The sequence below is a fragment of the Streptomyces sp. 3330 genome (assembly GCF_031456635.1).
Lineage (GTDB): Bacteria > Actinomycetota > Actinomycetes > Streptomycetales > Streptomycetaceae > Streptomyces.
This window is the reverse complement of sequence record NZ_JAVDVA010000010.1, coordinates 118,199-144,123: the sequence shown is the minus strand read 5'-3', so window position 1 is coordinate 144,123 and position 25,925 is coordinate 118,199. Positions and strand designations below refer to the sequence as shown.

The 25,925-nt window shown below is 72.4% G+C and carries 23 protein-coding genes and 1 tRNA gene; 15 read left to right on the top strand and 9 right to left on the bottom strand.

The features are described from left to right. Positions 1 to 83: 83 nt before the first annotated feature. Positions 84 to 1,451 (top strand): PLP-dependent aminotransferase family protein, encoded by a 1,368-nt coding sequence (locus J2X68_RS18785; protein ID WP_310433694.1) that lies wholly within the window; start codon positions 84 to 86, stop codon positions 1,449 to 1,451. A gap of 187 nt (positions 1,452 to 1,638) precedes the next feature. Continuing rightward, entirely contained in the window at positions 1,639 to 2,856 is a 1,218-nt protein-coding gene (locus tag J2X68_RS18780; RefSeq protein WP_310433693.1) for an MFS transporter, read from the top strand. Positions 2,857 to 3,271: 415 nt separating this feature from the next. On the opposite strand, the gene J2X68_RS18775 is transcribed toward J2X68_RS18780, so the two are convergent. The 3 genes from J2X68_RS18775 to J2X68_RS18765 all read right to left on the bottom strand — a co-directional run bounded on the left by J2X68_RS18775 (position 3,272) and on the right by J2X68_RS18765 (position 5,669). Continuing rightward, complete coding sequence (locus tag J2X68_RS18775) at positions 3,272 to 4,105, bottom strand: triphosphoribosyl-dephospho-CoA synthase (protein WP_310433692.1); 834 nt, start codon at positions 4,103 to 4,105, stop codon at positions 3,272 to 3,274. A gap of 9 nt (positions 4,106 to 4,114) precedes the next feature. Further along, positions 4,115 to 5,059, bottom strand: a complete 945-nt coding sequence (locus J2X68_RS18770; protein ID WP_310433691.1) for an intradiol ring-cleavage dioxygenase — start codon at positions 5,057 to 5,059, stop codon at positions 4,115 to 4,117. Positions 5,060 to 5,207: 148 nt separating this feature from the next. Then, the gene (locus J2X68_RS18765; protein WP_310433690.1) at positions 5,208 to 5,669 is read right to left on the bottom strand and encodes an ATP-binding protein; all 462 of its coding nucleotides are present in this window, start codon (positions 5,667 to 5,669) and stop codon (positions 5,208 to 5,210) included. Positions 5,670 to 5,911: 242 nt separating this feature from the next. Between J2X68_RS18765 and J2X68_RS18760 the strand changes: the two genes are divergently transcribed. The 9 genes from J2X68_RS18760 to J2X68_RS18720 all read left to right on the top strand — a co-directional run bounded on the left by J2X68_RS18760 (position 5,912) and on the right by J2X68_RS18720 (position 16,224). Next, complete coding sequence (locus J2X68_RS18760) at positions 5,912 to 6,808, top strand: hypothetical protein (RefSeq protein WP_310433689.1); 897 nt, start codon at positions 5,912 to 5,914, stop codon at positions 6,806 to 6,808. Between the two features lie 133 nt (positions 6,809 to 6,941). After that, on the top strand, positions 6,942 to 7,706 hold the full coding sequence (locus J2X68_RS18755; protein WP_310433688.1) for a YcnI family protein: 765 nt from the start codon (positions 6,942 to 6,944) through the stop codon (positions 7,704 to 7,706). Between the two features lie 139 nt (positions 7,707 to 7,845). Then, the gene (locus tag J2X68_RS18750) at positions 7,846 to 8,496 is read left to right on the top strand and encodes an SCO family protein (RefSeq protein WP_310433687.1); all 651 of its coding nucleotides are present in this window, start codon (positions 7,846 to 7,848) and stop codon (positions 8,494 to 8,496) included. Between the two features lie 8 nt (positions 8,497 to 8,504). Further along, entirely contained in the window at positions 8,505 to 8,972 is a 468-nt protein-coding gene (locus tag J2X68_RS18745; RefSeq protein ID WP_310433802.1) for a copper chaperone PCu(A)C, read from the top strand. Between the two features lie 13 nt (positions 8,973 to 8,985). Beyond that, complete coding sequence (locus J2X68_RS18740; protein WP_310433686.1) at positions 8,986 to 10,947, top strand: copper resistance protein CopC; 1,962 nt, start codon at positions 8,986 to 8,988, stop codon at positions 10,945 to 10,947. Positions 10,948 to 10,955: 8 nt separating this feature from the next. Beyond that, a complete protein-coding gene (gene efeB / locus J2X68_RS18735; protein ID WP_310433685.1) occupies positions 10,956 to 12,275 on the top strand; it encodes an iron uptake transporter deferrochelatase/peroxidase subunit in 1,320 nt (439 codons plus the stop codon). 254 nt (positions 12,276 to 12,529) lie between these two features. Continuing rightward, positions 12,530 to 13,462 carry a prephenate dehydratase gene (gene pheA, locus J2X68_RS18730; protein WP_310433684.1) on the top strand — a complete coding sequence of 311 codons (933 nt, stop codon included), beginning with the start codon at positions 12,530 to 12,532 and terminating at the stop codon, positions 13,460 to 13,462. A 681-nt stretch (positions 13,463 to 14,143) separates the two neighbouring features. Next, positions 14,144 to 15,421, top strand: a complete 1,278-nt coding sequence (gene serS, locus J2X68_RS18725) for a serine--tRNA ligase (protein WP_310433683.1) — start codon at positions 14,144 to 14,146, stop codon at positions 15,419 to 15,421. Further along, complete coding sequence (locus J2X68_RS18720; protein WP_310433682.1) at positions 15,418 to 16,224, top strand: HAD family hydrolase; 807 nt, start codon at positions 15,418 to 15,420, stop codon at positions 16,222 to 16,224. Before serS ends, J2X68_RS18720 begins: the two co-directional genes overlap by 4 nt. Before the next feature lie 783 nt (positions 16,225 to 17,007). Here J2X68_RS18720 and J2X68_RS18715 read toward each other — a convergent pair. The 6 genes from J2X68_RS18715 to J2X68_RS18690 all read right to left on the bottom strand — a co-directional run bounded on the left by J2X68_RS18715 (position 17,008) and on the right by J2X68_RS18690 (position 21,221). Continuing rightward, positions 17,008 to 17,092: transfer RNA gene (locus J2X68_RS18715), tRNA-Ser, on the bottom strand. A gap of 283 nt (positions 17,093 to 17,375) precedes the next feature. Further along, positions 17,376 to 17,618: a hypothetical protein gene (locus J2X68_RS18710; RefSeq protein ID WP_310433681.1), complete on the bottom strand. Its 243-nt coding sequence runs from the start codon at positions 17,616 to 17,618 to the stop codon at positions 17,376 to 17,378. A gap of 90 nt (positions 17,619 to 17,708) precedes the next feature. Beyond that, the gene (locus tag J2X68_RS18705; protein ID WP_307164253.1) at positions 17,709 to 18,428 is read right to left on the bottom strand and encodes an ABC transporter permease; all 720 of its coding nucleotides are present in this window, start codon (positions 18,426 to 18,428) and stop codon (positions 17,709 to 17,711) included. Between the two features lie 9 nt (positions 18,429 to 18,437). Then, a complete protein-coding gene (locus tag J2X68_RS18700) occupies positions 18,438 to 19,349 on the bottom strand; it encodes an ABC transporter ATP-binding protein (protein ID WP_310433680.1) in 912 nt (303 codons plus the stop codon). Further along, on the bottom strand, positions 19,346 to 20,254 hold the full coding sequence (locus tag J2X68_RS18695) for an ABC transporter permease subunit (RefSeq protein ID WP_310433679.1): 909 nt from the start codon (positions 20,252 to 20,254) through the stop codon (positions 19,346 to 19,348). The genes J2X68_RS18700 and J2X68_RS18695 overlap by 4 nt, the downstream gene beginning before the upstream one ends. Beyond that, the gene (locus J2X68_RS18690) at positions 20,244 to 21,221 is read right to left on the bottom strand and encodes an ABC transporter ATP-binding protein (RefSeq protein ID WP_310433801.1); all 978 of its coding nucleotides are present in this window, start codon (positions 21,219 to 21,221) and stop codon (positions 20,244 to 20,246) included. The genes J2X68_RS18695 and J2X68_RS18690 overlap by 11 nt, the downstream gene beginning before the upstream one ends. A gap of 248 nt (positions 21,222 to 21,469) precedes the next feature. Between J2X68_RS18690 and J2X68_RS18685 the strand changes: the two genes are divergently transcribed. The 4 genes from J2X68_RS18685 (at position 21,470) to J2X68_RS18670 (ending at position 25,878) form a co-directional block, all read left to right on the top strand. After that, the gene (locus tag J2X68_RS18685) at positions 21,470 to 22,357 is read left to right on the top strand and encodes a M24 family metallopeptidase (protein ID WP_310433678.1); all 888 of its coding nucleotides are present in this window, start codon (positions 21,470 to 21,472) and stop codon (positions 22,355 to 22,357) included. After that, positions 22,354 to 24,165 carry an SDR family oxidoreductase gene (locus J2X68_RS18680; RefSeq protein ID WP_310433677.1) on the top strand — a complete coding sequence of 604 codons (1,812 nt, stop codon included), beginning with the start codon at positions 22,354 to 22,356 and terminating at the stop codon, positions 24,163 to 24,165. Before J2X68_RS18685 ends, J2X68_RS18680 begins: the two co-directional genes overlap by 4 nt. A gap of 76 nt (positions 24,166 to 24,241) precedes the next feature. Next, the gene (locus J2X68_RS18675) at positions 24,242 to 25,192 is read left to right on the top strand and encodes a MerR family transcriptional regulator (RefSeq protein WP_310433676.1); all 951 of its coding nucleotides are present in this window, start codon (positions 24,242 to 24,244) and stop codon (positions 25,190 to 25,192) included. Between the two features lie 122 nt (positions 25,193 to 25,314). After that, complete coding sequence (locus J2X68_RS18670; RefSeq protein ID WP_310433675.1) at positions 25,315 to 25,878, top strand: RNA 2'-phosphotransferase; 564 nt, start codon at positions 25,315 to 25,317, stop codon at positions 25,876 to 25,878. Positions 25,879 to 25,925: the final 47 nt, after the last annotated feature.

Genomic DNA, 25,925 nt, shown 5'->3' with positions numbered 1-25,925 from the left:
GATGGCCGGGTACCGGTGGGTGCCCGGCCGTCCACCTGTCCAGGGGGACTTCTGGCCGGGGCACTTCTGTCCGGGGGGACTGCGTGAACGACTTCTGGTCCGGTGTCGGCGTCGACCTGCACCTGGAACCGGATGCCGCCGAGGGGCGGCGGGCCGGGCTGGAACGGGCCCTGCGGGACGCCGTGCGGGAGGGCCGGCTGGCGCCCGGCAGCCGGTTGCCGGCCACCCGGCGGCTCGCGGCCGAGACCGGGATCTCGCGCAACACGGTGAAGGCCGCCTACGACCAGCTGGTCGCCGAGGGCTATCTGACGGCGCGGCAGGGCTCGGGGACCCGGGTCGCGGCTCTGCCGTCCGAGGCCGCCGAACCGCCGGGCGCCGCCGCACACGCGCGTGCGCCGCGTTTCGACCTGCGGCCCGGCAGCCCGGACGTCGGGGCGTTCCCGGCCGCGGCCTGGCTGCGCGCGCTGCGCCGGGCCATCGCGACGGCGCCCTCGCTCGCGTACGACTACGGCGACCCGCGCGGCCGCATCGAACTGCGCACCGCGCTCTCGGGGTATCTGGGGCGGGCGCGGGGCGTCATCGCGCCGCCCGAGCGGATCGTGATCACCTCCGGGTACGTGCAGGGCCTCGCCCTCCTCACGCGCGTGCTGGGCGGCACCGGGATCGCGATGGAGGACCCGGGGCTGCCCTTCCACCGCGAGGTCGTCCGGCGCAACGGCGGGACCGTGACACCGGTGCCGGTGGACGAGCGCGGGGTGCGCGTCGGGGAACTGGGCGGCACCGGAGCCGTGGTCGTCACGCCCGCGCACCAGTACCCGACCGGGGTGACGCTCCACCCCGGACGGCGGCGGGCGCTGACGGAGTGGGCACGCGCGCGTGACGGGCTGATCGTCGAGGACGACTACGACGGGGAGTTCCGTTACGACCGGCAGCCGGTCGGCGCGCTCCAGGGGATGGCACCGGCCCAGGTGGTCTATCTGGGCACCGCCTCCAAGACGCTCGGGCCCGCGCTGCGGCTCGGCTGGATGGTCCTGCCGCCGCAGCTGGTGGACGCGGTCGCCGACGTCAAGCTGCACAGCGACCACCACACCGAGTCCATCGGGCAGCTCGCGCTCGCCGAGCTGATCCGGAGCCACGCCTACGACCGGCACGTGCGCGCGTGCAGGCTGCGCTACCGCCGCCGCAGGGACCTGCTCCTGGAGCGGGTCGGCGCGGGCCGGGGCGTGCGCGGGATCGCGGCCGGGCTGCACGCGCTGGTGGAGGTCGGCGACGAGGCGGAGGCATTGGCGCGCGCGGACGCGGAGGGGCTCGCGGTGGGCCGTCTGGGCGAGCACTGGCACACGCCCGGCCCGGGGCGGCCGCAGGGGTTGGTCGTCGGGTACGGGACGCCCCGGGAGCGGCTGTATCCGGAGGCGCTGGACGCGCTGGCGAAGGTCCTGGGCCGGGACTGACCGTCCGCACGATCGGACCGGGTCCGCGCACGACCGGACCAGGACCGCCATCCGCAGACGACGACCGTACGACGGCGGGGACCACGAACGAACCACGAACGGACCTCGGCCGGACCGTGATTGGGCCAGTTCCACGGCCCGTGATTGGTGCTGTCGAGCGGCCCACCGCGCCTCTAGCGTCATCGGCATGTCGAAGATTCGCCCAAGGCGGCTGCTCGCGCTGGCCCAGTTGAGCAACTCGGTCGGGGACGGCGCCTACTACACGACGTCGGCCCTGTACTTCACCCAGGTGATCGGTCTCGCCCCCGCGCGCGTGGGCCTCGGGCTCACCCTCGGGTGGGCGGTCGGCGCGCTGGCCGGGGTGCCGCTGGGGCGACTGGCCGACCGGCGCGGGGCGCGCGGCACGGCGGTGCTGCTGGCCCTCGCGACCGGGCTGGCGGTGGCGTCCTTCACCCTGGTGCGCGGGTTCGTGCCGTTCGTGCTCGTGGCATGCGGCTACGCGGCCGCGCAGTCGGGACTCGCGGCGGCCCGGCAGTCCCTGCTGGCCGGGCTGGTGCCCGCCGGGGAGCGGACGGGGCTGCTCGCGCGGCTCCAGGCGACGCTGAACGCGGGTCTGGCGGTGGGCGCCGGGCTCGGCGGGCTGGCGCTGCACGCCGGGACGCGGGAGGCGTACCTCGGCGTGTTCGTGGTGGACGCGGCGAGCTTCCTGGTGTGCGCGTCGCTGCTCGCCCGGCTGCCCCGGCCGGCTCCCGGCGCGGTCCGTCCGCACGGGAGCGGCCTCGGGGTGCTGCGGGACCGGCCGTACGCCCTGGTGGCGCTCCTGAACACCGTGCTGCTGCTGCGGATGCCGTTGCTCAGTCTGGTGCTGCCGCTGTGGATCACCGAGCGGACGGGGGCGCCCGCCTGGCTGGTCTCCGCGCTGTTCGTGCTCAACACCGCCGTGGTGACGGTGTTCCAGGTGCGGGCCGCGCGGGGCGTGACGGGACCGGCGAGCGCCACGCGCGCGGTGCGCCGGGCGGGCTGGGTGATGTGCGCCGCGTGCGCGGTGTTCGCCCTGTCCGCCGGCGCCTCGCCGTGGGTGGCGGCGGGCGTGCTGGTGCTGGGGTCGGTGCTCCAGGTGGTCGCGGAGATGGGGCAGTCCGCGGGCTCCTGGCAGCTCTCCTTCGACCTGGCGCCGGCCGACCGCGTCGGCGAGTACCAGGGGCTCTTCGGCACCGGTGTCACGGTCGCCCGGACCCTCGGTCCGCTGGTGCTGACCTGGCTGCTGGTCGAATGGGGCACGCCGGGCTGGCTGCTGCTGGGCGCGGCGATGGTCGCGGCGTCCTACGCGATGGGCCCGGCGGCCCGCAGGGCCGCGGCCGGCCGGACGACCGCGCCCTCGGCCGCGCTGGTCCCGGCGAACTGACGGCGGCGCACGCGCCGAGCCCGCCCTCGCCCTCGGCGACGCCCTCCGCACGCACTCCGCAGGCGGTCAGCGGGGCCCCGAGCACGCTGCGAGGCGGCGGCACCCGGAGACCGCCGCCGTCGCGGGCCGTCCCGGGCCGTCGCGGGCCGTCCCGGGCAGGCGCAGGCCGTCGCGGGCAAGCGCGGGCCGTCCCGGGCCGTCGCGGGCAAGCACAGGCCGTCGCGGGCAGGCGCGGGCCGTCCCGGGCCGTCGCGGGCCGTCCCGGGCAGGCGCAGGCCGTCCCGGGCAGGCGCAGGCCGTCGCGGGCAGGCGCGGGCAACTGCGGGCAGGCTCGGGCAGGCGGACGCCGTCACGCCGCAGCACGCGCCGCCGCCCGCCGCCCGCCACTGGCCGCCGTCCGTCGCCGTCGTGCTGTTCAGGCCGCCCGGGTCAGCGCGGTGACCGGCAGCGAGTCCACGAAGAGCGCGCCCGCCAGGAGGCCCGCGCTGCCGCGTGGGCTCCACGCGCGCGCGTGCAGGTCGGCGTCGAGGTCGATGAGGGCGGCGCGGCCCGCCGGGGTCGCGGTGCCGCCCGCCTCCAGGACGCCGCGGGCGCCGGCCTGCACATGACGCAGGCCCAGGGGGCCCGCGGTGTGCAGGAGTTCGGTGTCCTGGAGGGTGGACATGACGGTGAGCAGGGCGTCGAGCCGCGCCTCGGGCTCGTCCGCGCCGGCCGAGCGGGCCGCGGCGAGCGCGTCCAGGGCCCGCCGTACGTGCGGGAATCCGGCGCGCGCCTCGCCGCGGGCGCCGGCCGCGCCGTACTTCGCCGAGACGGTCGCGCCCCGCGAGGGCCGCCGTGGGGCGGCCCGGTCGGGGTGGGCGGCGATCCGCTTGGCGGTCGCGGCGACCTCGACGCCCCGCGCGCGGGTGTCGAGGGCGGCCGCCGCGACCAGCAGGCCGAGCGTCCACAGCGCACCCCGGTGCCCGCCGCCGGCCAGGCCCACCGAGTGCTCGGTGCACCTGCCGATCGCGCCCAGCTCGGCGCGGAGCCGGGGCGTGGGTTCGCCGGTGCGGCGGGCGGCCGCGGCCATCGCGGCGAGGCCGGGTGCGAGCGCCTTGGCCGACCAGCGCAGCCCGCAGTGGTCCTTGCGGGTGACGCGGGCGGCGAGGTCACGTGGGTCGGGCAGGCCCGGCTTGGGAGCCAGGGCCAGTTGCCCCGTCAGCGCGGCCACGGCGGCCTGCGCGAGCGCCTCGTCCTCACGGCTTGTCATGTCCGGACCCTATGAGGAGGCCGAGGCCGACGGGGCGTCGCTCGGCGGGGTGCCCGTCGGAGCATCGCTCGGGGCACCGCTCGGGGGCGTACCGCCGCCTCCGCCGCCGCCCGCGCCGGTGTTCTCGGCGTCGGGGTCGACACCGAGGGTGATGGACCCCTTGTAGCCCTTGGACGGGTCCGCCTTGTGCACGGCCTTCAGGGTCAGCAGGCCGCTGGAGGTGCCGCCGTCGTCGTAGACCATGTCGTCGGCGAGGGTGGTGTAGCTGCCGGAGTGCTTGGAGTAGGGCTCCAGGGTGAAGATCTCCTCGGCGATGTCGTCGGGGAAGAAGAGCTGGCCGGTGTAGTTGACCTTGCCGCCCTCGTAGGTGCCGTCCTCCTTCTGGCCGCCCGTGTGCACCTTGAGGTGGATGTGGCAGGTGCGCGGGGTGTACCAGCCCGGGAAGATCGTCTCGAACTTGACGACCCCGTTCGCGTTGGCGATCTGGTAGCCGCGCAGGTAGGTGTCGTCGTCGGCGGTGGAGCCGTCCTCGCTCTCCGCCGGGGCCGAGCCACCGGGGTTGGCGGTCGTGTAACCGGAGTAGTAACCCCAGGCGTCGCAGTGCCAGATCTCGACAGCGGCTCCGGCGACCGGCGTGCAGCCGTCGGTGGCGTCGACGACGGTGAGGCGCAGGGTCAGCGGTACACCGCTCTTGCCCTCGGTGATGTCCTTGCGCACCAAGGCACCGTCGAGGTAGTAGGGCCCCTCCGTGACGCTCGTCATCAGCGTCATGCAGCTGCCGCTCGTGGAGGTCGAGGTGGCGGATGCCGACGCGCTCGCCTCGGCGTCCGCGGACGTGTCGGCGAAGGCGGCCTGGTACCCGGCGACGGCGAGCCCGCCGGCCGCGACCGTACCGCCGGTCACCGCGAGGGCGCGGCGCCGCGTGATGGAGGAGTCTTTGTGGTTTCCCGTCATGAACATGAACGTAGGAACGCCACCAGTCAGCGACGTGGGGGAATGCTGAGAGGAACCTGTGAGTGCTGAGAATGCTGAACTTCCGCGCTCCGGAGCACTCCTGCCCGCCCTGACCGGCCAAGATCGGCGGATGCCGCCCGACGAGCGGTCAGACGGCCATGAGGGGAGCGTCCTTGCGCCACTTCAGGATCTTGTCGAAGCTCACCACCGCGCCGCTGCGCCCCGGCTTGTTGCCGATGTGGACGTGATCGGCGAGTTGCTGGATGAGGTAGAGGCCGCGGCCGTGCTCGGCGTAGGCGTCGCCGTGGACGGAGCGGTCGCCGCGGGGCGTGCGCCCGCCGGTGAAACCCGGCCCCGAGTCGGCGACTTCGATGCGGCACTTCTCACCGTCGAGGTACGCGGTGACGCGGTACGCCTCCGAACAGCCGCCGCGCGCGGCGCCCCCGCCGTGCTCGACGGCGTTGGCACAGGCCTCGCTCAGGGCGACGGAGAGGTCGTAACTGATGTCGGGATCGACGCCCGCCGTCTCCATGGTGCCGAGCAGCAGACGGCGGGCGAGCGGCACGCTCGCGGCATCGCGCCGCAGATGGAGTGACCACCAGATGCTCATGCTCCAGCCTCCAGGCCGCGGCTCGACATACCGATACGTATTGCCCCTCGAGGCCCTGTGTAAGCGCGAATTCAACGTGATGCCGCCCATATGGGGGATCCCCGCGGCCCTGAAATCGGTGTATGCAGGACTCAGGGCCATCAGTCGTACCGGTCACCACAGAAGGTGATCTTCCGCATCCTACGGAATCTTGTGGACCTGCCGTACGGCCGCGGTGACGCCAGTGCGATGATGAGCCCGCCATGTCTGCCCCCCACAGCAAGCGCTCAAGTCGCGATCTACGGCTGCTGCGGGCCGCGGTGTTCGCCGCGGTCTGCGTCGTGCTGGCCGCGGCCGGGCACACCATGGCCTCCTGCGCCACGGTTCCGCTGTGGACGCTGGGCGCGGGATTCCTGGGCGCCCTCGCGGTCGTGCTGCCGCTCGCCGGACGGGAGCGGTCGCTGCCGGGCATAGCCGTGCTGCTCGCGGTCGGACAGACCGTGCTGCACACGCTGTTCGGACTCGGCCAGCACACCGCCTCCGCCTCCGTCACCGCCTCCGCCTCGGCCACGGCCACGGCCACGGCGTCGGGCCTGTCCGACGCCACGCTCGTCGAACGGGCGGCCCGGCTGGTGTGCGGGGCCACGGCGGCGGCGATCAGCCCCGCCCAGGCCCAGCGGATCCTCGTCGACGCACGGCTCTACACCCCCGGCGACGGCACCACCGCCGGGGGCGGTGCGGACATGAGCGGCATGAGCGGCATGAGCGGGACGGGGTCCGCCGCGCATCACGCCGCGGACGCCCTGACGACCGCCGGCCCGTCGATGTCCCTGCTGCCGTCCCTGCCCATGCTGCTCGGCCACGTCCTCGCGGCCGTGGCCGCCGGATGGCTGCTGCGACGCGGCGACACGGCCCTGCTGCGGCTGCTCGCCCTGTCGGCCCACGGCGTCGCCGAGGGCGCGCTCGTACGATCCCTGCGCGGGGCGCTCGCACTGGTGCGCGCCCTCCTCGCCGGGCTGCCCGCCGCACCCGGGGCGGGACCGCGCGTCCCGCGCACCGGGCTGCTCGCCGTGGTGCCCGCACCCCGCACCACCGCACTCCAGCACTCGGTGATCAGGCGCGGCCCGCCGGCCGTGTCCCTTCTCGTCCTCGCTGCCTGACACGACACGACCAGCACTCCACCGCACCACCTGGGGGGGGGACGGCCGCCGTCGTGCGGCACGCGCGCGTGCGCACCTGCGTGCCCACGCCTCTCCCACCCGCAGATTCACTCAGAGTGGAGTGCTCGCTGTCATGAAGGCCTCTCGTATCGCCTCCCGCGTCGCCGCCGCCGCTGCCGCCGCCGGCTCCGCCGTTCTCGTCCTGTCCTCGCCCGCCTTCGCGCACGTCAGCGTCGCCGCCGAGGGCACCGCCGCCAAGGGCGGCTACGCGGTCGTCGACTTCAAGGTTCCCAACGAGCGGGACAACGCCTCGACCACCAAGCTCGAGGTCACCTTCCCGACCGACCACCCGCTGGCCTCCGCGATGCCGGAGCCGATCAGCGGCTGGACGATCCAGGTCACCAAGTCGAAGCTCGCCAAGCCCATCGAGCTGCACGGCAAGCAGATCTCCGAGGCCGTCTCCAAGATCACCTGGACGGCCACCGGCAAGGGCATCGAAGCCGGCTACTTCCAGAAGTTCCCCGTGTCCGTGGGCGCCCTCCCCGAGGACGCCGACGAGCTCGTCTTCAAGGCGATCCAGACGTACTCCAACAAGGAGGTCGTGCGCTGGATCGAGGTCCAGGAGGACGGCGCCGAGGAGCCGGAGAACCCGGCCCCCGTGCTCGCCCTGACCGCCGCCTCCGAGGACGAGCACTCCCACGGCGCGGCCGCCGGGGACGCCTCCGACGAGTCCGGCGACGACGCCAAGGCGGCCGCCTCCACGACCGAGGCGGCCTCCGACTCCGACAGCACCGACACCACCGCCCGCGTCCTCGGCGTGGTCGGCATCGTCGTCGGCGCCGCCGGTGTGGCGTACGGCGTGCTCGCCGGCCGCCGTCGGGGCACGACCGAGGCCTGAGCCCCACCCCCGCGTCGGGCGGCCACCGCCGCCCGGCGCCTGCTCCTCGACGGTGCGCACCGGGGCCGTACGCCCTGTCGTTCATCCCGCCCCGTACACCCGGTGCGCACCCGAGTTCACACATCTGGGACATTTCTCTATGCGCAAGAAGACGTTCGCCGCGGCCGCGCTGCTCGCCGCCGCCACCCTCACCCTCTCCGCCTGCGGCAGCGGCGACAGCGGTGGAAGCCCCGTCGCCGCCGTGTCCGAGGACAGCAAGCAGCAGGCCGCGACCGTGCTCGACCAGCCCTTCACCAAGCCCGAGCTGGTCCTCACCGACACCCAGGGCAAGAGCTACGACCTCCGCAAGCAGACCGCGGGCCACCCGACGCTGATCTACTTCGGCTACACCAACTGCCCGGACGTCTGCCCGCTGACGATGAACAACATCGCCGTCGCCAAGAAGCAGCTGTCGAAGGCCGAGCAGGACGAGCTGCGCGTCGTGTTCGTCACCACCGACCCGGACCGCGACACCCCGGCCGCGCTCGGCAAGTGGCTCAAGGGCATCGACCCGCAGGTCGTCGGCCTGACCGGGAAGTTCGCGACCATCCAGGCCGCCGCCCGCACCCTCGGCATCTCCGTCGAGGCGCCGCACAAGGACAAGAACGGCAAGACCGTCTCCACCCACGGCACCCAGGTCGTCGCCTTCTCCCCGAAGACCGACGGGGGATACCTCCTCTACGGCGAGGACGCCACCGTCGACGACTACACCAAGGACCTCCCCAAGATCGTCAAGGGTGCGAACCCGTGACGCGTCCGATGGCCGCCGGGACCACGCGGCTGCTCGCCGTGCCCATCGCCGCGATCACCGGGACGCTGCTGCTCGCGGGGTGCGGATCGGGCTCCGACGAACGGGCCGAACTGTCCGTCCGGGCCGCCTACATCCCGCAGCCCGTCTCCGACACCATGGCCGCCGGCTTCCTGACCATCGTCAACGAGGGCGGTGCGAAGGACGAGCTGACCTCCGTCACGAGCACCGCGGCGGACAGCGTCACCCTCCACGAGACCGTCGGGTCCTCGATGGAGGAGGTCGCGTCCCTGGACGTGCCCGCGCACGGTCAACTCGTGTTCAAGAGCGGCGGAAACCACCTGATGTTCGAGAAGCTGAAGAGCAAGCCGGTGCAGGGCGGGACGGTGACCGTCGAGCTGCACTTCGCCGCGTCCGACCCCGTCGAGGTCGCGATCCCGGTGAAGTCCGCCACGTACACCCCGAACACCGGCCACTGAGGGAGGGACCACCTTGACGCAGACCATCGCCCCCCGCGTCCGGATGCTCGTACTGCTGTTCCTGGCGGTCACCGGCGCCCTCCTGGCCGGCGCCGGGCCCGCATCCGCGCACGCCGCGCTGACTGGCAGCGACCCCGCGCAGGGGGTGGTGGTCGACAAGGCGCCCACGCAGGTGTCGCTGACCTTCTCCGAGACCGTCTCGATGAACGACGACTCGCTGCGCGTCCTGGATCCCAAGGGGACCCGGGTCGACACCGGCAAGCCGTCCGGGGTCAGCGGCACGACCTACGCCGTGCCACTGCACTCGGGGCTGCCCGACGGCACCTACACGGTCACCTACCAGGTGGTGTCCGCCGACAGCCATCCCGTCGCGGGCGCCTACACCTTCTCCATCGGCGCCCCCTCCGAGACCAGCGTCTCGGTGTCCGACCGGACGGCCGGCGGAGGAGTCGTCGGGTGGCTGTACGGCTTCGGCCGGTACGCGTCCTACGCCGGGTTCATCGTGATGACCGGCGGCGCCGCCTTCGTGCTCGCCTGCTGGCAGCGTGGCACCGGGGTGCGGGCCGTGCAGCGGCTCGTCGTCTCCGGCTGGGTCGCGATGACCGCGGCCACCCTGTTCCTGCTTCTCCTGCGCGGCTCCTACACCAGCTCAGGCAAGCTCGGCGACGTCTTCGACCTCGACCTCCTCGGGGAGGTCCTCCAGACCAAGACGGGCGCGGCCCTGGTGTCCCGGCTGCTGCTGCTCGCTGCGGCCGCGCTGTTCATCGCCGTGCTCTTCGGCGCGTACGACAAGCGCGAGGGCGAGGAGAAGCGGGACCTGACCTTCGGACTCGCCGTCGGCGGAACCGTCGTGGCCGCCGGGCTCGCGGCCAGCTGGGCCATGGCCGAGCACGCCTCGACCGGACTGCAGCCGGGCATCGCGATGCCGGTCGACGTGCTGCACCTGCTGGCGGTCGCGACCTGGCTCGGCGGACTCACCGCCCTCCTCGTCGCCCTGTACCGGGCGCCCGCCGACCGGCCCGTCGAGGCTCCCGCCGCGCGCCGTTTCTCCCGGCTGGCGCTCGGCAGCGTCTCCGTCGTGGTCGCCACCGGCACCTACCAGTCCTGGCGTCAGCTCGGCTCCTGGTCGGCCCTCACCGACACCCGTTACGGCCGGCTGCTGCTCGTCAAGATCGGGCTCGTGGCGCTCCTCGTCGGCGTCGCCTGGATCTCGCGGCGGTGGACGGCACGGCTGGCGGACCCGGCGACCCGGGAGGCGGAACGGAAGTCCGCACCCGAGAAGGAGCGCGTCACGGCGTCGGCCGGCACCGGCGACACGGCCGGACAGGCGTCCGGCGACGACACGTCCGGCACCGGTAGCGCCAAGCCCGGTACCGCGAGCGCCGAGCGGGCCGCACAGCTCGCCCGGCAGCAGGCCGCCGTCGACGCCACCCGGCAGAAGCGGCTGCGGGACTCCGACGCCCACCGGTTCGGCCTGCGCCGCTCGGTGCTCGCCGAGGCGGGTGTCGCCGTCGTGGTGCTCGCCGTCACCACCGTCCTGACGTCGACCGAACCCGGCCGTACGGAGCAGGACGCCGCCGCGGCCGGCCGGGCCCCGTCCTCCTCCTCGTCCGCCGCGGAGGACTCCACGTCGAGTGCTCTGACCCTGGACATGTCGTTCGACACCGGCGGCACGGACGGCAAGGGCGTGGTCAGCGTCGACCTCGACCCCGCGCGCACCGGCGCCAACGAGATGCACGTCTATGTCACCCGGCCCAACGGCCGCGCCTTCGACGTGCCCGAGGTCAAGGTCGCCTTCACCCTCGAGGCCAAGGACATCGGACCGCTCCCCGTCGTCCCCGACCACATCACCACCGGTCACTGGTCCGCCGACGGGGTGCAGATCCCCATGGCCGGCGAGTGGGAGATCTCCGTGACCGTGCGGACCTCCGACATCGACCAGGTGACCGTCTCCAAGAACGCGCAGATCGGCTGAACCGCACCATGCCCGACCAGTCCATTCCGCAGTCCCTCCCCGAGTCCCGCACGCCCGTGGACGGGGCGGAGGGCGCCTCCCCGGCCGCCCCCTCCCCCGCGAAGGGCTCCGAGGGACTGACCCGGCGCAGGCTGCTCGGCACGGCCGGCGCCACCGGGCTCGCACTCGGCGCGGCCGGCGGGGCCGTCGGCTACGCGGCCGCGCCCTCGCAGGCGACACCGCTGTCCTCGATCGGCGCCGACGAGGCGATGTTCCACGTGAAACATCAGCCGGGGATCACCCAGGGCCTCCAGGCCCGCGGCCACCTCGTCGCCTTCGACCTCGCGGCCGGCGCGGGCCGGAAGGAAGCCGCCGCGCTGCTGCGCCGCTGGTCGGAGACGGCCCGACGGCTGATGGCGGGCGAGGCCGCCGCCACCGACGACACGGACATCGCGCGGGACGCGGGCCCCTCCTCCCTGACGGTCACCTTCGGTTTCGGCAACAGCTTCTTCATCCGCACCGGCCTGGAGAAGCAGCGCCCGGTCGCCCTGGACCCGCTCCCCGACTTCTCCTCCGACCACCTCGACAAGACGCGCAGCAACGGCGACCTGTGGGTGCAGATCGGCGCGAACGACGCCCTGGTCGCCTTCCACGCCCTGCGCGCGATCCAGAAGGACGCGGGCCGGGCGGCCAAGGTCCGCTGGCAGATGAACGGCTTCAACCGGACGCCGGGCGCCACCGCCCACCCCATGACGGCCCGCAACCTGATGGGCCAGCTGGACGGCACCCGCAATCCCAAGCCGGCCGACGCGGACTTCGACCAGCGCATCTTCGTCCCGGCGGACAGCCCGAAGGACCCTGCCTGGATGGCCGACGGCTCCTACGCCGTCGTACGCCGGATCCGGATGCTCCTCGACGACTGGGAGAAGCTGTCGGTCACGGCCCAGGAGCAGGTCATCGGGCGCCGTAAGTCCGACGGGGCCGCGCTGTCCGGCGGCACCGAGACGACCGCGATGGACCTGGAGAAGACCGACGCGAACGGCGATCTGGTCGTCCCCCTCAACGCGCACGCCCGCATCACCCGCCCCGACCAGAACGGCGGCGCGGCCATGCTGAGGCGGCCCTTCTCGTACCACGACGGCATCGACCCGGACGGCGCCCCGGACGCGGGGCTGCTGTTCGTCTGCTGGCAGGCGGACCCGCTGCGCGGCTTCGTCACCGTGCAGCGCAAGCTGGACCGCGGCGACGCCCTGTCGAAGTACATCCGCCACGAGGCGAGCGGCCTGTTCGCGGTGCCGGGCGGGGCGGCGGAGGGCGAATACGTGGGACAGCGCCTCCTGGAGGCGTGAGCAGGGAGAGGGGGCAGGGAGCGGGAGGCCAGGGAACGGCAGGCCAGGGGAACGGGAAGTCCGCGACCGGTAGGCCTACGACCGGGGAAGCCCGGGACCCCCGGAACTCCAGGACCGGGAAGTCCATCACCGCGTAGTCCAGAACCGCGAACTCCAAGACCGGGAAGTTACGCCTTAACGGGCGGATTCATTCATGCGTGGAGCCGTCCTGAGACACGTGCCCCTGCTTCGGCAAGGGCCATTAGGGTGAGGTCATGCCAGCGAGCTATGCGTATCTCGGCCCCGAGGGCACCTTCACGGAGGTCGCCCTGCGCACGCTTCCGGAGGCGGCCACCCGGCAGCTGATCCCGTACGTGTCGGTGCAGTCCGCGCTGGACGCGGTGCGCACCGGCGAGGCCGAGGCCGCCTTCGTGCCCATCGAGAACTCCGTCGAGGGCGGGATCACCACGACCCTGGACGAGCTGGTCGCGGGCACGCCGCTGATGATCTACCGCGAGGTGCTGCTGTCGATCACCTTCGCGCTGCTGGTCCGGCCCGGCACGCAGCTCACCGACATCAAGACGGTCTCCGCGCATCCGGCCGCGCAGCCGCAGGTGCGCAACTGGCTGAAGGCGAACCTGCCGGAAGCCGTCTGGGAGTCGGCCGCCTCGAACGCGGACGCGGCCCGCCTGGTCCAGGAGGGCCGTTACGACGCCGCCTTCGCGGGCGAGTTCGCGGCCGCCCGGTACGGGCTGACCGCCCTGGAGACCGGGATCCACGACGCCGAGAACGCCCAGACCCGGTTCGTGCTCGTGGGCAGGCCCGCCAGGCCCGCGGCGCCGACCGGCGCGGACAAGACGTCCGTCGTCCTGTGGCAGCGCGACGACCACCCCGGTGGCCTGCGCGACCTGCTGGGCGAGTTCGCCACCCGGGGCGTCAACCTCATGCTGCTCCAGTCCCGCCCGACTGGCGCCGGCATCGGCAACTACTGCTTCTGCATCGACGCCGAGGGGCACATCTCCGACCGCCGGATGGCCGAGGCCCTCATGGGGCTGAAGCGGATCTGCCGTGAGGTGCGCTTCCTGGGCTCGTACCCGCGGGCGGAAGTGAACGTGGCGGATGTGGCCGCTCCGCTGCCCGGGACCTCGGACGGGGAGTTCGTGGCGGCGGCGGACTGGGTGGCGCGCTGCCAGGACGGCCGGTTCTAGGGCCGTTCGGGTCCAGCGGCGTTCCGGCCGGTCGCGGGCGCCGCTCCGGGAGCGGGCCCGGCGAGCTCCGCCTGCCGTGTCGGCGGGTGCCGGCCCGGCAATTCCCGGGTGCCGTGCCGCCCGGTCATGAGCGGCGTTCCGGCTGGTCCTATCTGCACATCTTCGTTATCCACAGAAGTTATCCACAGGCGCGCTTCTCGACCTGGGGACAAGTCGACAACGAACCATCATGCAGTCGACAAATCGCCCTACAGCACCCCACCTCGCCCTCCTTGTGCCGGGTCACCCTTCGTCCACCTGTTTCCTTCGATCAATCCCTCGGGGCGACCCATTTCCACCCGAAAGAGGGTCGGAGCCGGGTTTGGGCAAGGAATTGCACACCCCACAAGGCCGTATCGGAATGATCAATTCCGATGTCCACAGATCTTTCGCACAGCCTGTGGATAACCGTTTCGGGCGCGTGGACACCTGTGGACAACACCGCTCCCAAGTCCCCTCTCCCGCAAGGGAATCGGGTCAACGAGACGCCCGCCGCGTGCTCCGTCCCAGGGAGTGAGACACTTTATATTGACACGTTGGGCAATTCGCTCATAACGGAACGTAAGCCCTGATTCGGAACAGGCGGCGCATCGCGCGGAATGGTGTCGTGAGCCGCAACCCCACCCGGGTAGCCTTGGCCGCGTGATTGACCTTCGCCTGCTCCGTGAGGACCCCGACCGTGTGCGCGCTTCCCAGCGTGCCCGTGGAGAGGACGTCGCGCTCGTCGACTCCCTCCTGTCCGCCGACGAGCGACGCAGGTCGTCCGGCGTGCGCTTCGACGAGCTGCGCGCCGAGCAGAAGTCGCTCGGCAAGCTCATCCCCAAGGCCTCCGCGGACGAGAAGGCCGAGCTGCTGAAGAAGGCGAGCCAGCTCGCCGCCGACGTGAAGGCCGCCGACGCCGAGCGCGCCGCCGCCGACACCGAGACGCAGGAGCTGCTCCAGCAGCTCAGCAACCTCGTGCACCCGGACGTGCCCGTGGGCGGCGAGGAGGACTTCGTCACCCTCGAGACGCACGGCGCGATCCGCGACTTCGGCGCCGAGGGCTTCGAGCCCAAGGACCACCTGGAGCTCGGCCAGATCCTCGGCGCGATCGACGTCGAGCGCGGTGCGAAGGTCTCCGGTTCCCGCTTCTACTTCCTCACCGGCATCGGCGCCCTGCTCGAGCTGGCCCTGGTCAACGCGGCAATCGCGCAGGCCACGGCCGCCGGCTTCACGCCGATGCTCACCCCGGCGCTGGTCCGCCCCCAGTCCATGGCGGGCACCGGCTTCCTCGGGCAGGCGGCCCAGGACGTCTACCACCTCGACAAGGACGACCTCTACCTGGTCGGCACCTCCGAGGTCGCCCTCGCCGCGTACCACATGGACGAGATCATCGAGGCGGACCGCCTGCCGCTGCGCTACGCCGGCTTCTCGCCCTGCTTCCGCCGCGAGGCCGGTTCGCACGGCAAGGACACCAAGGGCATCTTCCGCGTCCACCAGTTCGACAAGGTCGAGATGTTCTCGTACGTCACGCCCGAGGACTCGCAGGCCGAGCACCAGCGTCTGCTGGCGTGGGAGAAGCAGTGGCTGTCCTCGCTGGAGCTGCCGTTCCGCGTGATCGACGTCGCCTCCGGTGACCTCGGCTCCTCGGCCGCCCGCAAGTTCGACTGCGAGGCGTGGATCCCGACACAGGGCAAGTACCGCGAGCTGACCTCGACCTCGGACTGCACCGAGTTCCAGTCCCGCCGGCTGTCGATCCGCGTCCGCGAGGGCAAGCAGGTCCGTCCGCTGGCCACCCTCAACGGCACGCTGTGCGCCGTCCCGCGGACGATCGTCGCGCTCCTGGAGAACCACCAGCAGGCCGACGGTTCCGTGTACGTGCCCGAGGTGCTGCGCCCGTACCTCGGCGGCCGGGAGATCCTGGAGCCGGTGGCGAAGTGACCGCCGCGTTCCCCTACCGCCTGATCGCGACCGACCTCGACGGGACGCTGCTGCGCTCCGACGACTCGATCTCACAGCGCACCCGTGACGCGCTCGCCGCAGCCACCGCGGCGGGCGCCGCGCACATCGTGGTGACGGGCCGCGGGGTCCCGTGGACCCGGCACATCCTCGACGACCTCGGCTACGACGGCCTCGCGGTCTGCGGCCAGGGCGCCCAGGTCTACGACGCCGGCGCGCACCGCCTGCTGACCTCGGTGACCCTGGACCGGCAGCTGGCCGGTGTGGCGCTGGCGAAGATCGAGGCGGAGGTCGGCCCGCTGTACCTGGCGGCCAGCCGTGACGGCCTGGACGGGGACGTGCTGGTCGGCCCCGGATACGCGGTCACCGGCGCCCTGCCGTCGACGCCGTTCACGGACGCGTCCGACCTCTGGTCCGCCCCGCTGAGCAAGATCTACATACAGCATCCCGAGCTGTCGGACGACGCGCTGGCCGCGGCGGCCCGGCGGGCCGCGGGCGGCTTCGTCACGGTCGCGATGGCCGGCGCGGGCATCGTGGAACTGCTCCCCCTGGGCCTCTCCAAGGCCACGGGCCTCTCCCTGGCCGCCCGCCGACTGGGCCTGAAGGCCGCCGACACGATCGCCTTCGGCGACATGCCCAACGACATCCCGATGTTCGCCTGGGCGTCCCGCAGCGTCGCCATGGCCAACGCCCACGAGGAACTGAAGGCCGTGGCCGACGAGGTGACCGCCTCCAACGACGCCGACGGCATCGCGGTGACCTTGGAATCCCTGCTGCCCGCCTAGGCACCAGAGCGACCACACGGGCCGCCGGGAAGCGACAGCCCGCTCCCCGGCGGCCCGAAGGGCCACAGGCAAGAGCAAGCAGGGGGGCGGCCGCGCCCCATCGCCCGCCGCAGCCAATCAGCCACCGAAGCGTGCGGCCGCCGAGGCGCCGGCACAGCCCGCCGCAGGTGATCGACAACAGAAGCCGTTCGGCCGTCGAGACGCACTACCCGCCGAAGGCGATCACAAGCCGACATCCGCCGGGACGACCCTCTCGGCGCAGGCGATCAGAGCCAGAAGCCGCCCGGACACACCCTCCCGCCGCAGGCCATCAGAGCCAGAAGCCGCCCGGACACACCCTCCCGCCGCGGCCGATCAGACGCACAATCCCCCGGGCCGCCCCGATCGCCGCAGGCGTCCAGGGGCGCGGGGAACTGCGCGCCCAGCCACGACGCACCCGCACGCCTGCGCCCACGCCCACGCCCACGCAGCATCTGCACCCGCATCAGGCCATCGCAGGACCCGAGCCGGGTCCGGCGCCGAAACCGAACCTCAGCCCGAAACCGGGTCCGGCACTGAACCCGAACCTCAGCCCGAAACCGGGTCCGGCACTGAACCCGAACCTCAGCCCGAAACCGGGTCCTGCACTGAAACCGGGTCGAAGCCCGAAACCGGGGCCCGAGCCCGAAACCAGGCTCGGGGCCGGGCCCGAAACCGGGGCTGCGGCCACAGAAGACGTCAGGCGACGGCATCAGGCAGCGCGCACCCGCACAACTCCCGCCCAGTCCCAGTGACAACGTCTCGCGGAGGATGCACGGATCGAACGTGCGCGAGGTCGCCCCCGACCACGGCTTAGCAAGCCGGTGCCTTGCCTCTCGGCCAATCCTCCGGGTGGGCGGCCCACGCGAGAGCGACATCGCGTGCTCGAAGCGGCCGCCCCGGGCAGCTCCCCTGTACGGAACGGGTTCGACGGAGGTGTGACTACCCCGGAACCCGCCGTCGGCTGCCCTGAAGGGAACTCGACGGACTGCCGTGCATGGGCATCGTCGAGCTCCTCCCAGTCTGTGACACCGGACCCCTTCCGGCCTCGCGGGTACAACCACTGTGCCTCGGGGACGAGTTGGGCGCCACCGAATAAAACGCCCGTGCGAGGGGCCGGAGTCGGGCGCTCACTACCGGCGGCGCCACCTGCGGCGACGCGCCTTGCTGAAGAACCAGCCCGCGGGCGGTTCGTCGGAGCGCCAGGGCTGCGGCTCGGGTTCCTCGGCCCGCCATCGCGCGGCCAGCATCCGGGCCCGGGCGGACGGTTCGGACGTCTCGGCGGACCGTACGAAGTCCTCGTCCAGCACGAGGTCGTTCCAGACCTCGTCCTCGGACCGCTCGCGACCGCCGCTCACCGGATCGTCGTGCGCCATCCCCGTCCTCCCAGCCGAGTCCGTTCCGCCCAGTGTGCCGGGGCGCGGGTGAAGCCGCCGTCAAGACGACCGCCCGCCCCCGGCGGCCGGTCACTCCTCGCCGGCGAGCGTCAGCGACCGCAGCTTCTGCCCGGCGTACCAGGTGGCCAGCACGGTCACCACGACCAGCAGCACGGTCGCCGTGGTCAGGCCGACGTCGGAGGTGACGAGGTCGCCGCCCGCCACCTTGTGGGCGACGGCCAGCGACCACTGCTGGACGCTGAGCGTGCGCGCCCCCGGGACCAGGGAGCCGAACAGGGCCTCCCAGACGAGGGCGTAGACCAGGCCGAAGACGACCGCGTGCCGGGACACCGTGCCCAGCAGCAGGAAGACCGCCGCGTAGGCGATGGAGGAGACCAGTGCGGCCACCGTGTAGGCGACGGCGATCTGCTGGCCGTTGCCGTTGAGGATGAAGCCGGCGATGAGGGTGGGCAGCGCCGAGAACACCATCGTCACCGCGATCGCCACGATCAGCTTGGTGAAGATGATCGTCGGCCGCTTCAGCGGCTTGGACAGCAGGTACACCACGGAGCCGTCGTCGATCTCCGGTCCGATCGCGCCGGTGCCCGCGATGACGCCGATGATCGGCACCATCGTGGCGAGCGCGAGCCCGCCGAGCAGGTCGGACGCCGTCTGGTCGTCGGCGCCGGCGAGGCCGCGCACCACGACGGAGATGGCGATCAGCAGCAGGGGCAGGGCACCCAGGATGAGGGCCCGGCGTCGGCCGAGCAGGGCCCGGTACGTGAGCCGGGCGACTGTGGGGTCGTACATCAGGGCCTCCTACGCCGTGACCAGGTACGAGAACACGGACTCGAGGGACTCGTCGGACGGCGAGACCGTCAGCAGCCGGATGCCGTGGTCCTTGGCGACCCTCGGCAGCAGCGCGGTGAAGCGGCCGAAGTCGACGGCCTGGATCCGCAACGCGCCTTCGGCGAGGTCGACTTCGATGCCGGACGTCGACGGGTCGGCGATCAGCGCGGCCGCGAGTGCGCGGTCGTCGCTGGACCGCACCAGGTAGCGGTGCGGGCGGTCGGTCATCAGACGGCGGATCCTGCGGAAGTCGCCGCTGGCCGCGTGCCGGCCGGCGACGACGACCTCGATGTGCCAGGCGAGCTGCTCGACCTCTTCGAGGATGTGCGAGGAGAACAGCACGGTGCGGCCCTCGTCGCCCATGCGCCGCAGCAGGTCCATGAGCTGCATGCGCTGGCGCGGGTCCATGCCGTTGAACGGCTCGTCGAGCAGCAGCAGCGACGGGTCGTGGACCAGGGCGGACGCCATCTTCACGCGCTGGCGCATGCCCTTGGAGTACGTGGCGATCTTGCGGTCCTGCGCGTACTCCATCTCGACCGTGGCCAGCGCCTTCTGCGCGGCCTTGGCGCTCAGGCCGTGCAACTCGGCGTTGGCGACGACGAATTCGCGGCCGGTGAGGAAGTCGTACATCGCCTCGCGCTCGGGCACGATGCCGATGTGCTGGTAGATCGCCTCGTTGCGCCAGACCGGGCGGCCGTCGAGGGTGACCGTGCCGGTGGAGGGGGCCAGGAAGCCGCCCATCATGTTGATGAGGGTGGACTTTCCGGCGCCGTTGGGGCCGAGCAGGCCGGTGACGCCGGGGCCGATGGTCATGGTGATGTCGTTGACGGCGACCACGTTGCCGAACCAGCGGGAGACGTGGTCGATGCTGAGCGTGGTCACAGTCCGACCCTTCGGTAGCGGCGCATCAGGAGGCCGTAGCTCGCGGCGATGACGCCGAGGACGACGAGGACGTAGACGACGCCCTCCCCGTTGGACGGGCCGATCCCGCCCGGGAAGGCGGAGGTGGCGCCCAGGAACGCGGACTGCACGCCGTCGATGAGGGTGACCGGCGAGAAGAGGCCGATCCAGGGGATGGAGCCGGTGCTGTTCTGCGCGTCGGCGATGGCCTGCAGCGTGGACACCGCGCCGTAGGAGATGGTCAGCACGGCGATGACGGCGGCGATGCCGAAGCCGCGCCGCGGGGTGACCGAGGCGATGACCAGGCCGAGACCGGCGAAGAGCAGCGAGAGCAGTGCCACGGAGACGAGTCCTTGACCGAAACCCTTGGTCTGGTCGGCGAAGTCCAGCTTGGCCAGCAGCGCGCCGACGTACAGCACCAGCAGCGGGGCGGCGGTGAGGACGAAGAGCGCCGAGGCCAGCGCCGCGAACTTCGCGCGTACGTAGTCCGCCGTCTCGATGGGCCGCGAGAAGTACAGCGGCACGGTCTTGAAGCGGAGGTCGCGCGAGACGGACTGGGGCGCCTGCGAGGCGACGTACAGGCTGATGACGGCCTGCATGATGATCGCGTACCGCGTGTAGTCCACCGGGAGTGCGTCGGCCTTGGTGGCGACCGCGACGGCGACCATGATGGCCGCGGGTACGCACATCACCACGAAGAGCAGCATCGGCAGCACCTTGGACTTCACCGAGCGGCCGAGGCCGTAGGCGCCGCGCAGGGACTGCGAGTAGAGGGAGCGGCGGGCGTAGGCGCGGCCCAGCCGGGGGCCGTCGTAGCTGCGGTAGCCGATGTTGTGGATGCGGGTCTGGTCGCCCGAGGGGGCGGTGACCGGGTGCTCAACCGCCATGGCCGACGGCCTCCTTCCGCTGCTGGTCGTCGGCGGTGTCGCCGTCCGTGAAGACCTCGGAGATGTGGTGTCTGCGCTGTTCCATGCGCACCAGGCCGAGGCCGAGATCGGCGACCACGTCCCGGACGACGTCGTAGGTGTCCTCGCCCTGCGCCGTCAGCAGCAGGACGTGGCCGGCGCCCGGCAGGCCGCTGTCGCCGTCCAGGACGGCCACCCCGCGCGCGTGGAGCGCCTCGCGGACCGCGCGGGTGCCGTCCGGGTGGTCGTCGGTGTCGGTGACCTCGATCGCGAGGGTGGTCGTGGTCTGGGTGAAGTCGGTGGTGGAGCTGGAGCGCAGGAGCTTGCCGCCGTCGACGATCACGACGTGGTCGCAGGTGCGCTCCAGTTCTCCCAGCAGGTGGGAGGTGACCAGGACCGAGATGCCGAAGTCGGTGTGGATACGGCGGATCAGGCCGAGCATCTCGTCACGGCCGACCGGGTCGAGGCCGTTGGTCGGCTCGTCGAGGAAGACCAGCTGCGGGTCGTGGACGAGGGCCTGGGCGAGCTTGACGCGCTGCTTCATGCCGGTGGAGTAGCCGCCGATGGGACGGTAGCGCTCCTCGTACAGGCCGACATGGCGCAGGGTGTCCGCGGTGCGCTCGCGCGCGGCGGTGGGCGGCAGACCGGACATGCGGGCCATGTGCACGACGAACTCGGTGGCCGAGACGTCGGGCGGCAGGCAGTCGTGTTCCGGCATGTAGCCGACCCGCTCGCGGATGTCGGCGCCCTTGCTCGCGACGTCGAGGCCGAGCACCTCGGCTCGGCCCTCCGTGGCGGGCGACAGACCCAGCAGGATCTTGATCAATGTGGACTTGCCGGCCCCGTTGGCTCCGACGAGGCCGGTCACACCGGGCCCGACGTCCACAGAGAGCCGGTCAAGAGCGGTCACCCGGGGGAACCGCTTGCTCAGGCTTTCGGTCACGATCACAGTCACGTCATCGAAATTAGTGACGCACGCCACGAAAATCGTCAGACCTCAGAGCCGTCTTCGCCTCAGACCTCAGATGTACGGGTCCGTAGGGGATGCCATGCCTGAGAGCTACGGGGGCGGCGACGTCGGGTTTTCCACAGGCCCGGGACCCCCTATTGACGCGACCTCTAACAACTGTCACATTCGGCGATGTCAAGTTGCGGGCGCGTAGCGCAGTCGACGGGGACTGGCGGGGACGGGGTGGCATGACGACGGCACCGACGGCTGGGACACGCGGACTCTCCGCCGAGCTGCGGGGATTCAGGCGGGTGCAGCGACTGGCGTACGAATGCGCGCAGGCGGTGGCCGCCGAACTGCGACCGGGCGTCACGGAGCGCGACGCGGCGCGGATGCTGCGGGAGTGGCTGCGCGAACGGGGCGTGCGCGACTGGTTCCATCTGCCCTTCGCCTGGTTCGGGGACCGCACGGCGTTCACCGGCTTCCGCGTCCCGTTGCAGTTCTTCCCCACCGGCCGCCGGCTGGAGCCGGGGATGCCGTTCATCCCCGACCTGGCACCGGTCTACGAGGGGTACACGGCGGACATCGGTTACTCGGGCGCGCTCGGCGCCCACCCCGTGCAGGAGCGGCTGATGGCCGACCTCGCGGCGCACCGGGAGCTGATTCTGCGCGAGGTGCGCGAGCGGCGGTCGCTGCGCGAGATCTACGCCGACGTGGACCGCCTCATGGTCCGCCAGGGCTACGCCAACCGGCACCGCGCGTATCCGTTCGGCGTGATCGCGCACAAGGTGGACCGGGTGAGGGAGCGCCGCTTCTCGCCCCGGCTGTTCGGGTTCGGCGCCCGGTCCCTCAAGGGGCTGGCGTCCGACGCGCTGCACGGCCACCGGGAGGGGTGGTCGCCGCTGTGGTCGCCGTACCGCTTCTCCGACCATCCGCCGAAACCGGGCCTGTGGGCGGTCGAACCCCATCTCGGGTTCCGGGGCACGGGCGCGAAGTTCGAGGAGATCCTCGTCGTCACCAACTCGGCGGATCCCGGTGAGAGCGCCTTCTGGCTGGACGACGACCTGCCGCACGTCCGGCGCTGGGCGGGCACGGAGGCGGGCACGGACACGAGGGGAAGGGTGGAGGAGAAGTGACGTTGCCAGAGGGCGCGCGTGAGCGGTGGGTGCGGACCGGCGGGATCGAGCTGTGTGTGGCCGAGCTGGGGGACCCCGGGCGGCCGACGGTCGTCCTGGTCCACGGCTATCCGGACAGCAAGGAGGTGTGGTCCGAGGTCGCGACACGACTGGTGGACCGGCACGGCTTCCATGTGGTGCTGTACGACGTCCGGGGGCACGGCCGTTCCGGCGCACCGAAGCCGCTGCGGGGCGGGTTCACCCTGGAGAAGCTGACGGACGACTTCCTGGCGGTCGTGGACGCGGTCAGCCCGGACCGGCCGGTGCACCTGGTGGGGCACGACTGGGGCTCGGTGCAGTCCTGGGAGTTCGTGACCGTCGAGCGCACCAGGGGCCGCATCGCCTCGTTCACCTCGATGTCCGGGCCGTCCCTCGACCACTTCGGCCACTGGATCAGCAAGCGGCTGGCCAGGCCGACTCCGCGCCGGGTCGGCCAACTCCTCGGCCAGGGAGCCAAGTCCTGGTACGTGTACCTGCTGCACACTCCCGTCCTGCCCGAACTGGCCTGGCGCGGGCCGCTCGGCAAGCGCTGGCCGGGCATCCTGCGGCGGATCGAGAAGGTCCCGGCCGGTGACTACCCGACGCCGTCGCTGGCGTCGGACGCGGCGCACGGGGCCTGGCTGTACCGGGACAACGTACGGCCCCGCCTGCGCCGCCCGCGTGCGGACGCGCACGCCCACGCGCCCGTGCAGCTCATCACGCCTTCGGGGGACCGGTTCCTGTCGGAGCGGCTCTACGACGAACTGGAGCTCTGGGTGCCGCGGTTGGTCCGGCGCACGATCCCGGCCGGGCACTGGATCCCGCGCACCCGGCCCGACCGGCTCGCCTCCTGGATCGACGACTTCGTCCTGTCGGTCGAGCAGGAGCGCGAGAACGCGGCCGCGGGTGAGGCCCGGCCGGACGGCGCGGCCGGACCGGCCCGCGAGGCCGCCACCGGTCGGTACGCCGAGCGCTTCGGCGGTCAGCTGGTGCTGGTCACCGGCGCGGGCAGCGGCATCGGGCGGGCCACGGCGTTCGCGTTCGCCGAGGCGGGCGCCCGGGTGATCGCCGTCGACCGGGACGCCGAGGCGGCGGCCCGCACCGCCGAGATGTCGCTTCTGGTCGGCGCGTCCGAGGCCTGGGCGGAGGCGGTGGACGTCTCCGACGAGCGGGCGATGGAGACACTCGCGGCGAAGGTCCACGCCGAACACGGCGTCGTGGACGTGCTGGTGAACAACGCGGGTATCGGGCTGTCGGGTTCGTTCTTCGACACGACGCCCGAGGACTGGCGCAGGGTTCTGGACGTCAACCTGTGGGGTGTCATCCACGGTTGCCGTCTCTTCGGCCGGCAGATGGCCGAGCGCGGACAGGGCGGCCACATCGTCAACACCGCCTCGGCGGCCGCCTACCAGCCGTCGAAGGCGCTGCCCGCCTACAGCACCTCCAAGGCGGCGGTCCTGATGCTGAGCGAGTGCCTGCGCGCCGAACTGGCCGACCAGGACATCGGCGTGACCGCGATATGCCCCGGCCTGGTGAACACCAACATCACCGCCACGGCGACCTTCGTGGGCGTGGACGCACAGGAGGAGCGACGCCGCCAGAAGCGCTCCACGCGCGTGTACGGGCTGCGGAACTACCCGCCGGAGAAGGTCGCGGACGCCATTCTGCGGGCGGTCGCGCTGAACAAGGCGATGGTTCCGGTCACTCCGGAGGCGCGGGGCTCGTACGCGCTGTCGCGTTTCCTGCCCCGGGCGTTGCGGGCGCTGGCGCGGGTGGGACCGCCGCTGTGAGCCGCGGCCCGGCCCCGCGGCGTCCGCCGGTGGACCCGGCACCCGTGGCGGCGAAGGCCCTTCGGGGGACGGCGTCTTGACCGCCGACCCGCCCGCCGGGCCGCCGTACCGCATAGAGACGCTCGCGCATCTCACCGGCGCCACCGTGCGCACCATCCGCGCCTACCAGGACCGCGGTCTGCTCCCCCGCCCCGAGCGTCAGGGGCGGGCCAACCACTACTCCGACACCCACCGCACCCGCCTCCAGCAGATCGCCGACCTCCTGGACCGCGGCTATACCCTCGCCTCGATCAAGGAGCTCCTGCACGCCCACGACACCGGCCGTGGCCTGGGCGGCGTCCTGGGGCTGGTCGCCGAGGTGGACGGTCCGTGGACCGACGAGGAGCCCTCCCGGGTATCCCGCGCCGATCTGACCGCCCGCTTCGGCGGCACCGCCGACGACGGGGCGATCGCCGACGCCGTGGCGCTCGGCGTGCTGGAACCCGTCCCCGGCGACGAGGACGTCTTCCTGGTGCCCAGCCCTCAAGAGCTGGCGGTGGCCGTGGAGTTGCACGGGGCGGGAGTCCCGCTGGCCGCGATCACGTCCCAGCTGCGGGAGTTGAGGAGTCAGGTCGAGCAGATCGCCGCCCGGTTCCTGGAGTTCACCACCGAGCACGTCTTCGCGCGCTACCTCGACGGGGCGCACCCTCCGACCGACGCCGACGCGGCCGAGGCGGCCTCGCTCGTCCGACGGCTGCGCCCGCTCGCCCGGCAGACCGTGGACGCCGAACTCGCGCGCGCCATGCGGCTGTTCGCCGGTCATCACCTGCGTCGGCACCTCGGCGCGGCCGATGCCCCGCCGCCCCTGTCCGGGACGCGGACGGTCCCGGTGCCGGTGGAGACGATGCGGGCCGTGGAGGCCCTCGTTGGCCCGGCGCACGCCGCACGTTTCGTCGCCCTGGCGGCCGAACGCGAGCTGCGCGCCCGGGCCTTGGACGACCTTGTCTCAAGTCACTTACCGTCAGACGATGTTGCCGAAGGGGACTGAGCTGACGGCCAGTTGTCCACAGAAACGCCAACTTGCCTGTGGATAACTACAGTTGGTTGTGGACCAAACCTGCGCTCCGAAATAAAGTGCGTGATCTGCGTTACTCACGGCATGCTGGGCGGATGAACGAAAGGGACAGGGACGAGAGACGCACCGTGAAGGTGTCGAAGTACCTCTCGAAGCACCTGCGGCACCAGCCCGAGCGGATCGGCCTCACGCTCGACGAGGCCGGCTGGGTGGAGATCGACGAGCTGATCGCGGCCTGCGCCGCGCACGGCTTCCGCTTCACCCGGGACGAGCTGGACCATGTCGTCGCCGCCAACGACAAGAAGCGCTTCGCGGTCGACGGGACCCGGATCCGCGCAAGTCAGGGCCACAGCGTCGACGTCGACCTCGGACTGCCCCCGGCGACCCCGCCGCCGTACCTCTACCACGGAACCGTGGCCCGCTCCCTGGACGCGATCCGCGCCGAGGGACTGCGGCCCATGAACCGGCACGACGTGCACCTCTCCGCGGACCGGGAGACCGCCACCCGGGTCGGAGCGCGCCGGGGCCGTCCCGTGGTCCTCGCCGTCGACGCGGAAGCGATGCACCGTGACGGCCATGTCTTCCACGTCAGCGCGAACGGGGTGTGGCTGACGCAGGCCGTGCCCCCGCGATACCTGCGCTTCCCGGAGCGGCACTGAGGCGTGTCCTCGGCTGCCGCGCCGGGTCTCCCTTCGGCATGATCACA

What these genes read in the sequence shown, in the direction of transcription:
- J2X68_RS18780 (WP_310433693.1), top strand. Translation starts at nt 1,639, where the DNA reads ATGTCGAAGATTCGCCCAAGGCGGCTGCTCGCGCTGGCCCAGTTGAGC.
- J2X68_RS18775 (WP_310433692.1), bottom strand. Translation starts at nt 4,105, where the DNA reads ATGACAAGCCGTGAGGACGAGGCGCTCGCGCAGGCCGCCGTGGCCGCG.
- J2X68_RS18770 (WP_310433691.1), bottom strand. Translation starts at nt 5,059, where the DNA reads ATGACGGGAAACCACAAAGACTCCTCCATCACGCGGCGCCGCGCCCTC.
- J2X68_RS18765 (WP_310433690.1), bottom strand. Translation starts at nt 5,669, where the DNA reads ATGAGCATCTGGTGGTCACTCCATCTGCGGCGCGATGCCGCGAGCGTG.
- J2X68_RS18760 (WP_310433689.1), top strand. Translation starts at nt 5,912, where the DNA reads ATGTCTGCCCCCCACAGCAAGCGCTCAAGTCGCGATCTACGGCTGCTG.
- J2X68_RS18755 (WP_310433688.1), top strand. Translation starts at nt 6,942, where the DNA reads ATGAAGGCCTCTCGTATCGCCTCCCGCGTCGCCGCCGCCGCTGCCGCC.
- J2X68_RS18750 (WP_310433687.1), top strand. Translation starts at nt 7,846, where the DNA reads ATGCGCAAGAAGACGTTCGCCGCGGCCGCGCTGCTCGCCGCCGCCACC.
- J2X68_RS18745 (WP_310433802.1), top strand. Translation starts at nt 8,505, where the DNA reads ATGGCCGCCGGGACCACGCGGCTGCTCGCCGTGCCCATCGCCGCGATC.
- efeB (WP_310433685.1), top strand. Translation starts at nt 10,956, where the DNA reads ATGCCCGACCAGTCCATTCCGCAGTCCCTCCCCGAGTCCCGCACGCCC.
- pheA (WP_310433684.1), top strand. Translation starts at nt 12,530, where the DNA reads ATGCCAGCGAGCTATGCGTATCTCGGCCCCGAGGGCACCTTCACGGAG.
- J2X68_RS18710 (WP_310433681.1), bottom strand. Translation starts at nt 17,618, where the DNA reads ATGGCGCACGACGATCCGGTGAGCGGCGGTCGCGAGCGGTCCGAGGAC.
- J2X68_RS18705 (WP_307164253.1), bottom strand. Translation starts at nt 18,428, where the DNA reads ATGTACGACCCCACAGTCGCCCGGCTCACGTACCGGGCCCTGCTCGGC.
- J2X68_RS18695 (WP_310433679.1), bottom strand. Translation starts at nt 20,254, where the DNA reads ATGGCGGTTGAGCACCCGGTCACCGCCCCCTCGGGCGACCAGACCCGC.
- J2X68_RS18685 (WP_310433678.1), top strand. Translation starts at nt 21,470, where the DNA reads ATGACGACGGCACCGACGGCTGGGACACGCGGACTCTCCGCCGAGCTG.
- J2X68_RS18670 (WP_310433675.1), top strand. Translation starts at nt 25,315, where the DNA reads ATGAACGAAAGGGACAGGGACGAGAGACGCACCGTGAAGGTGTCGAAG.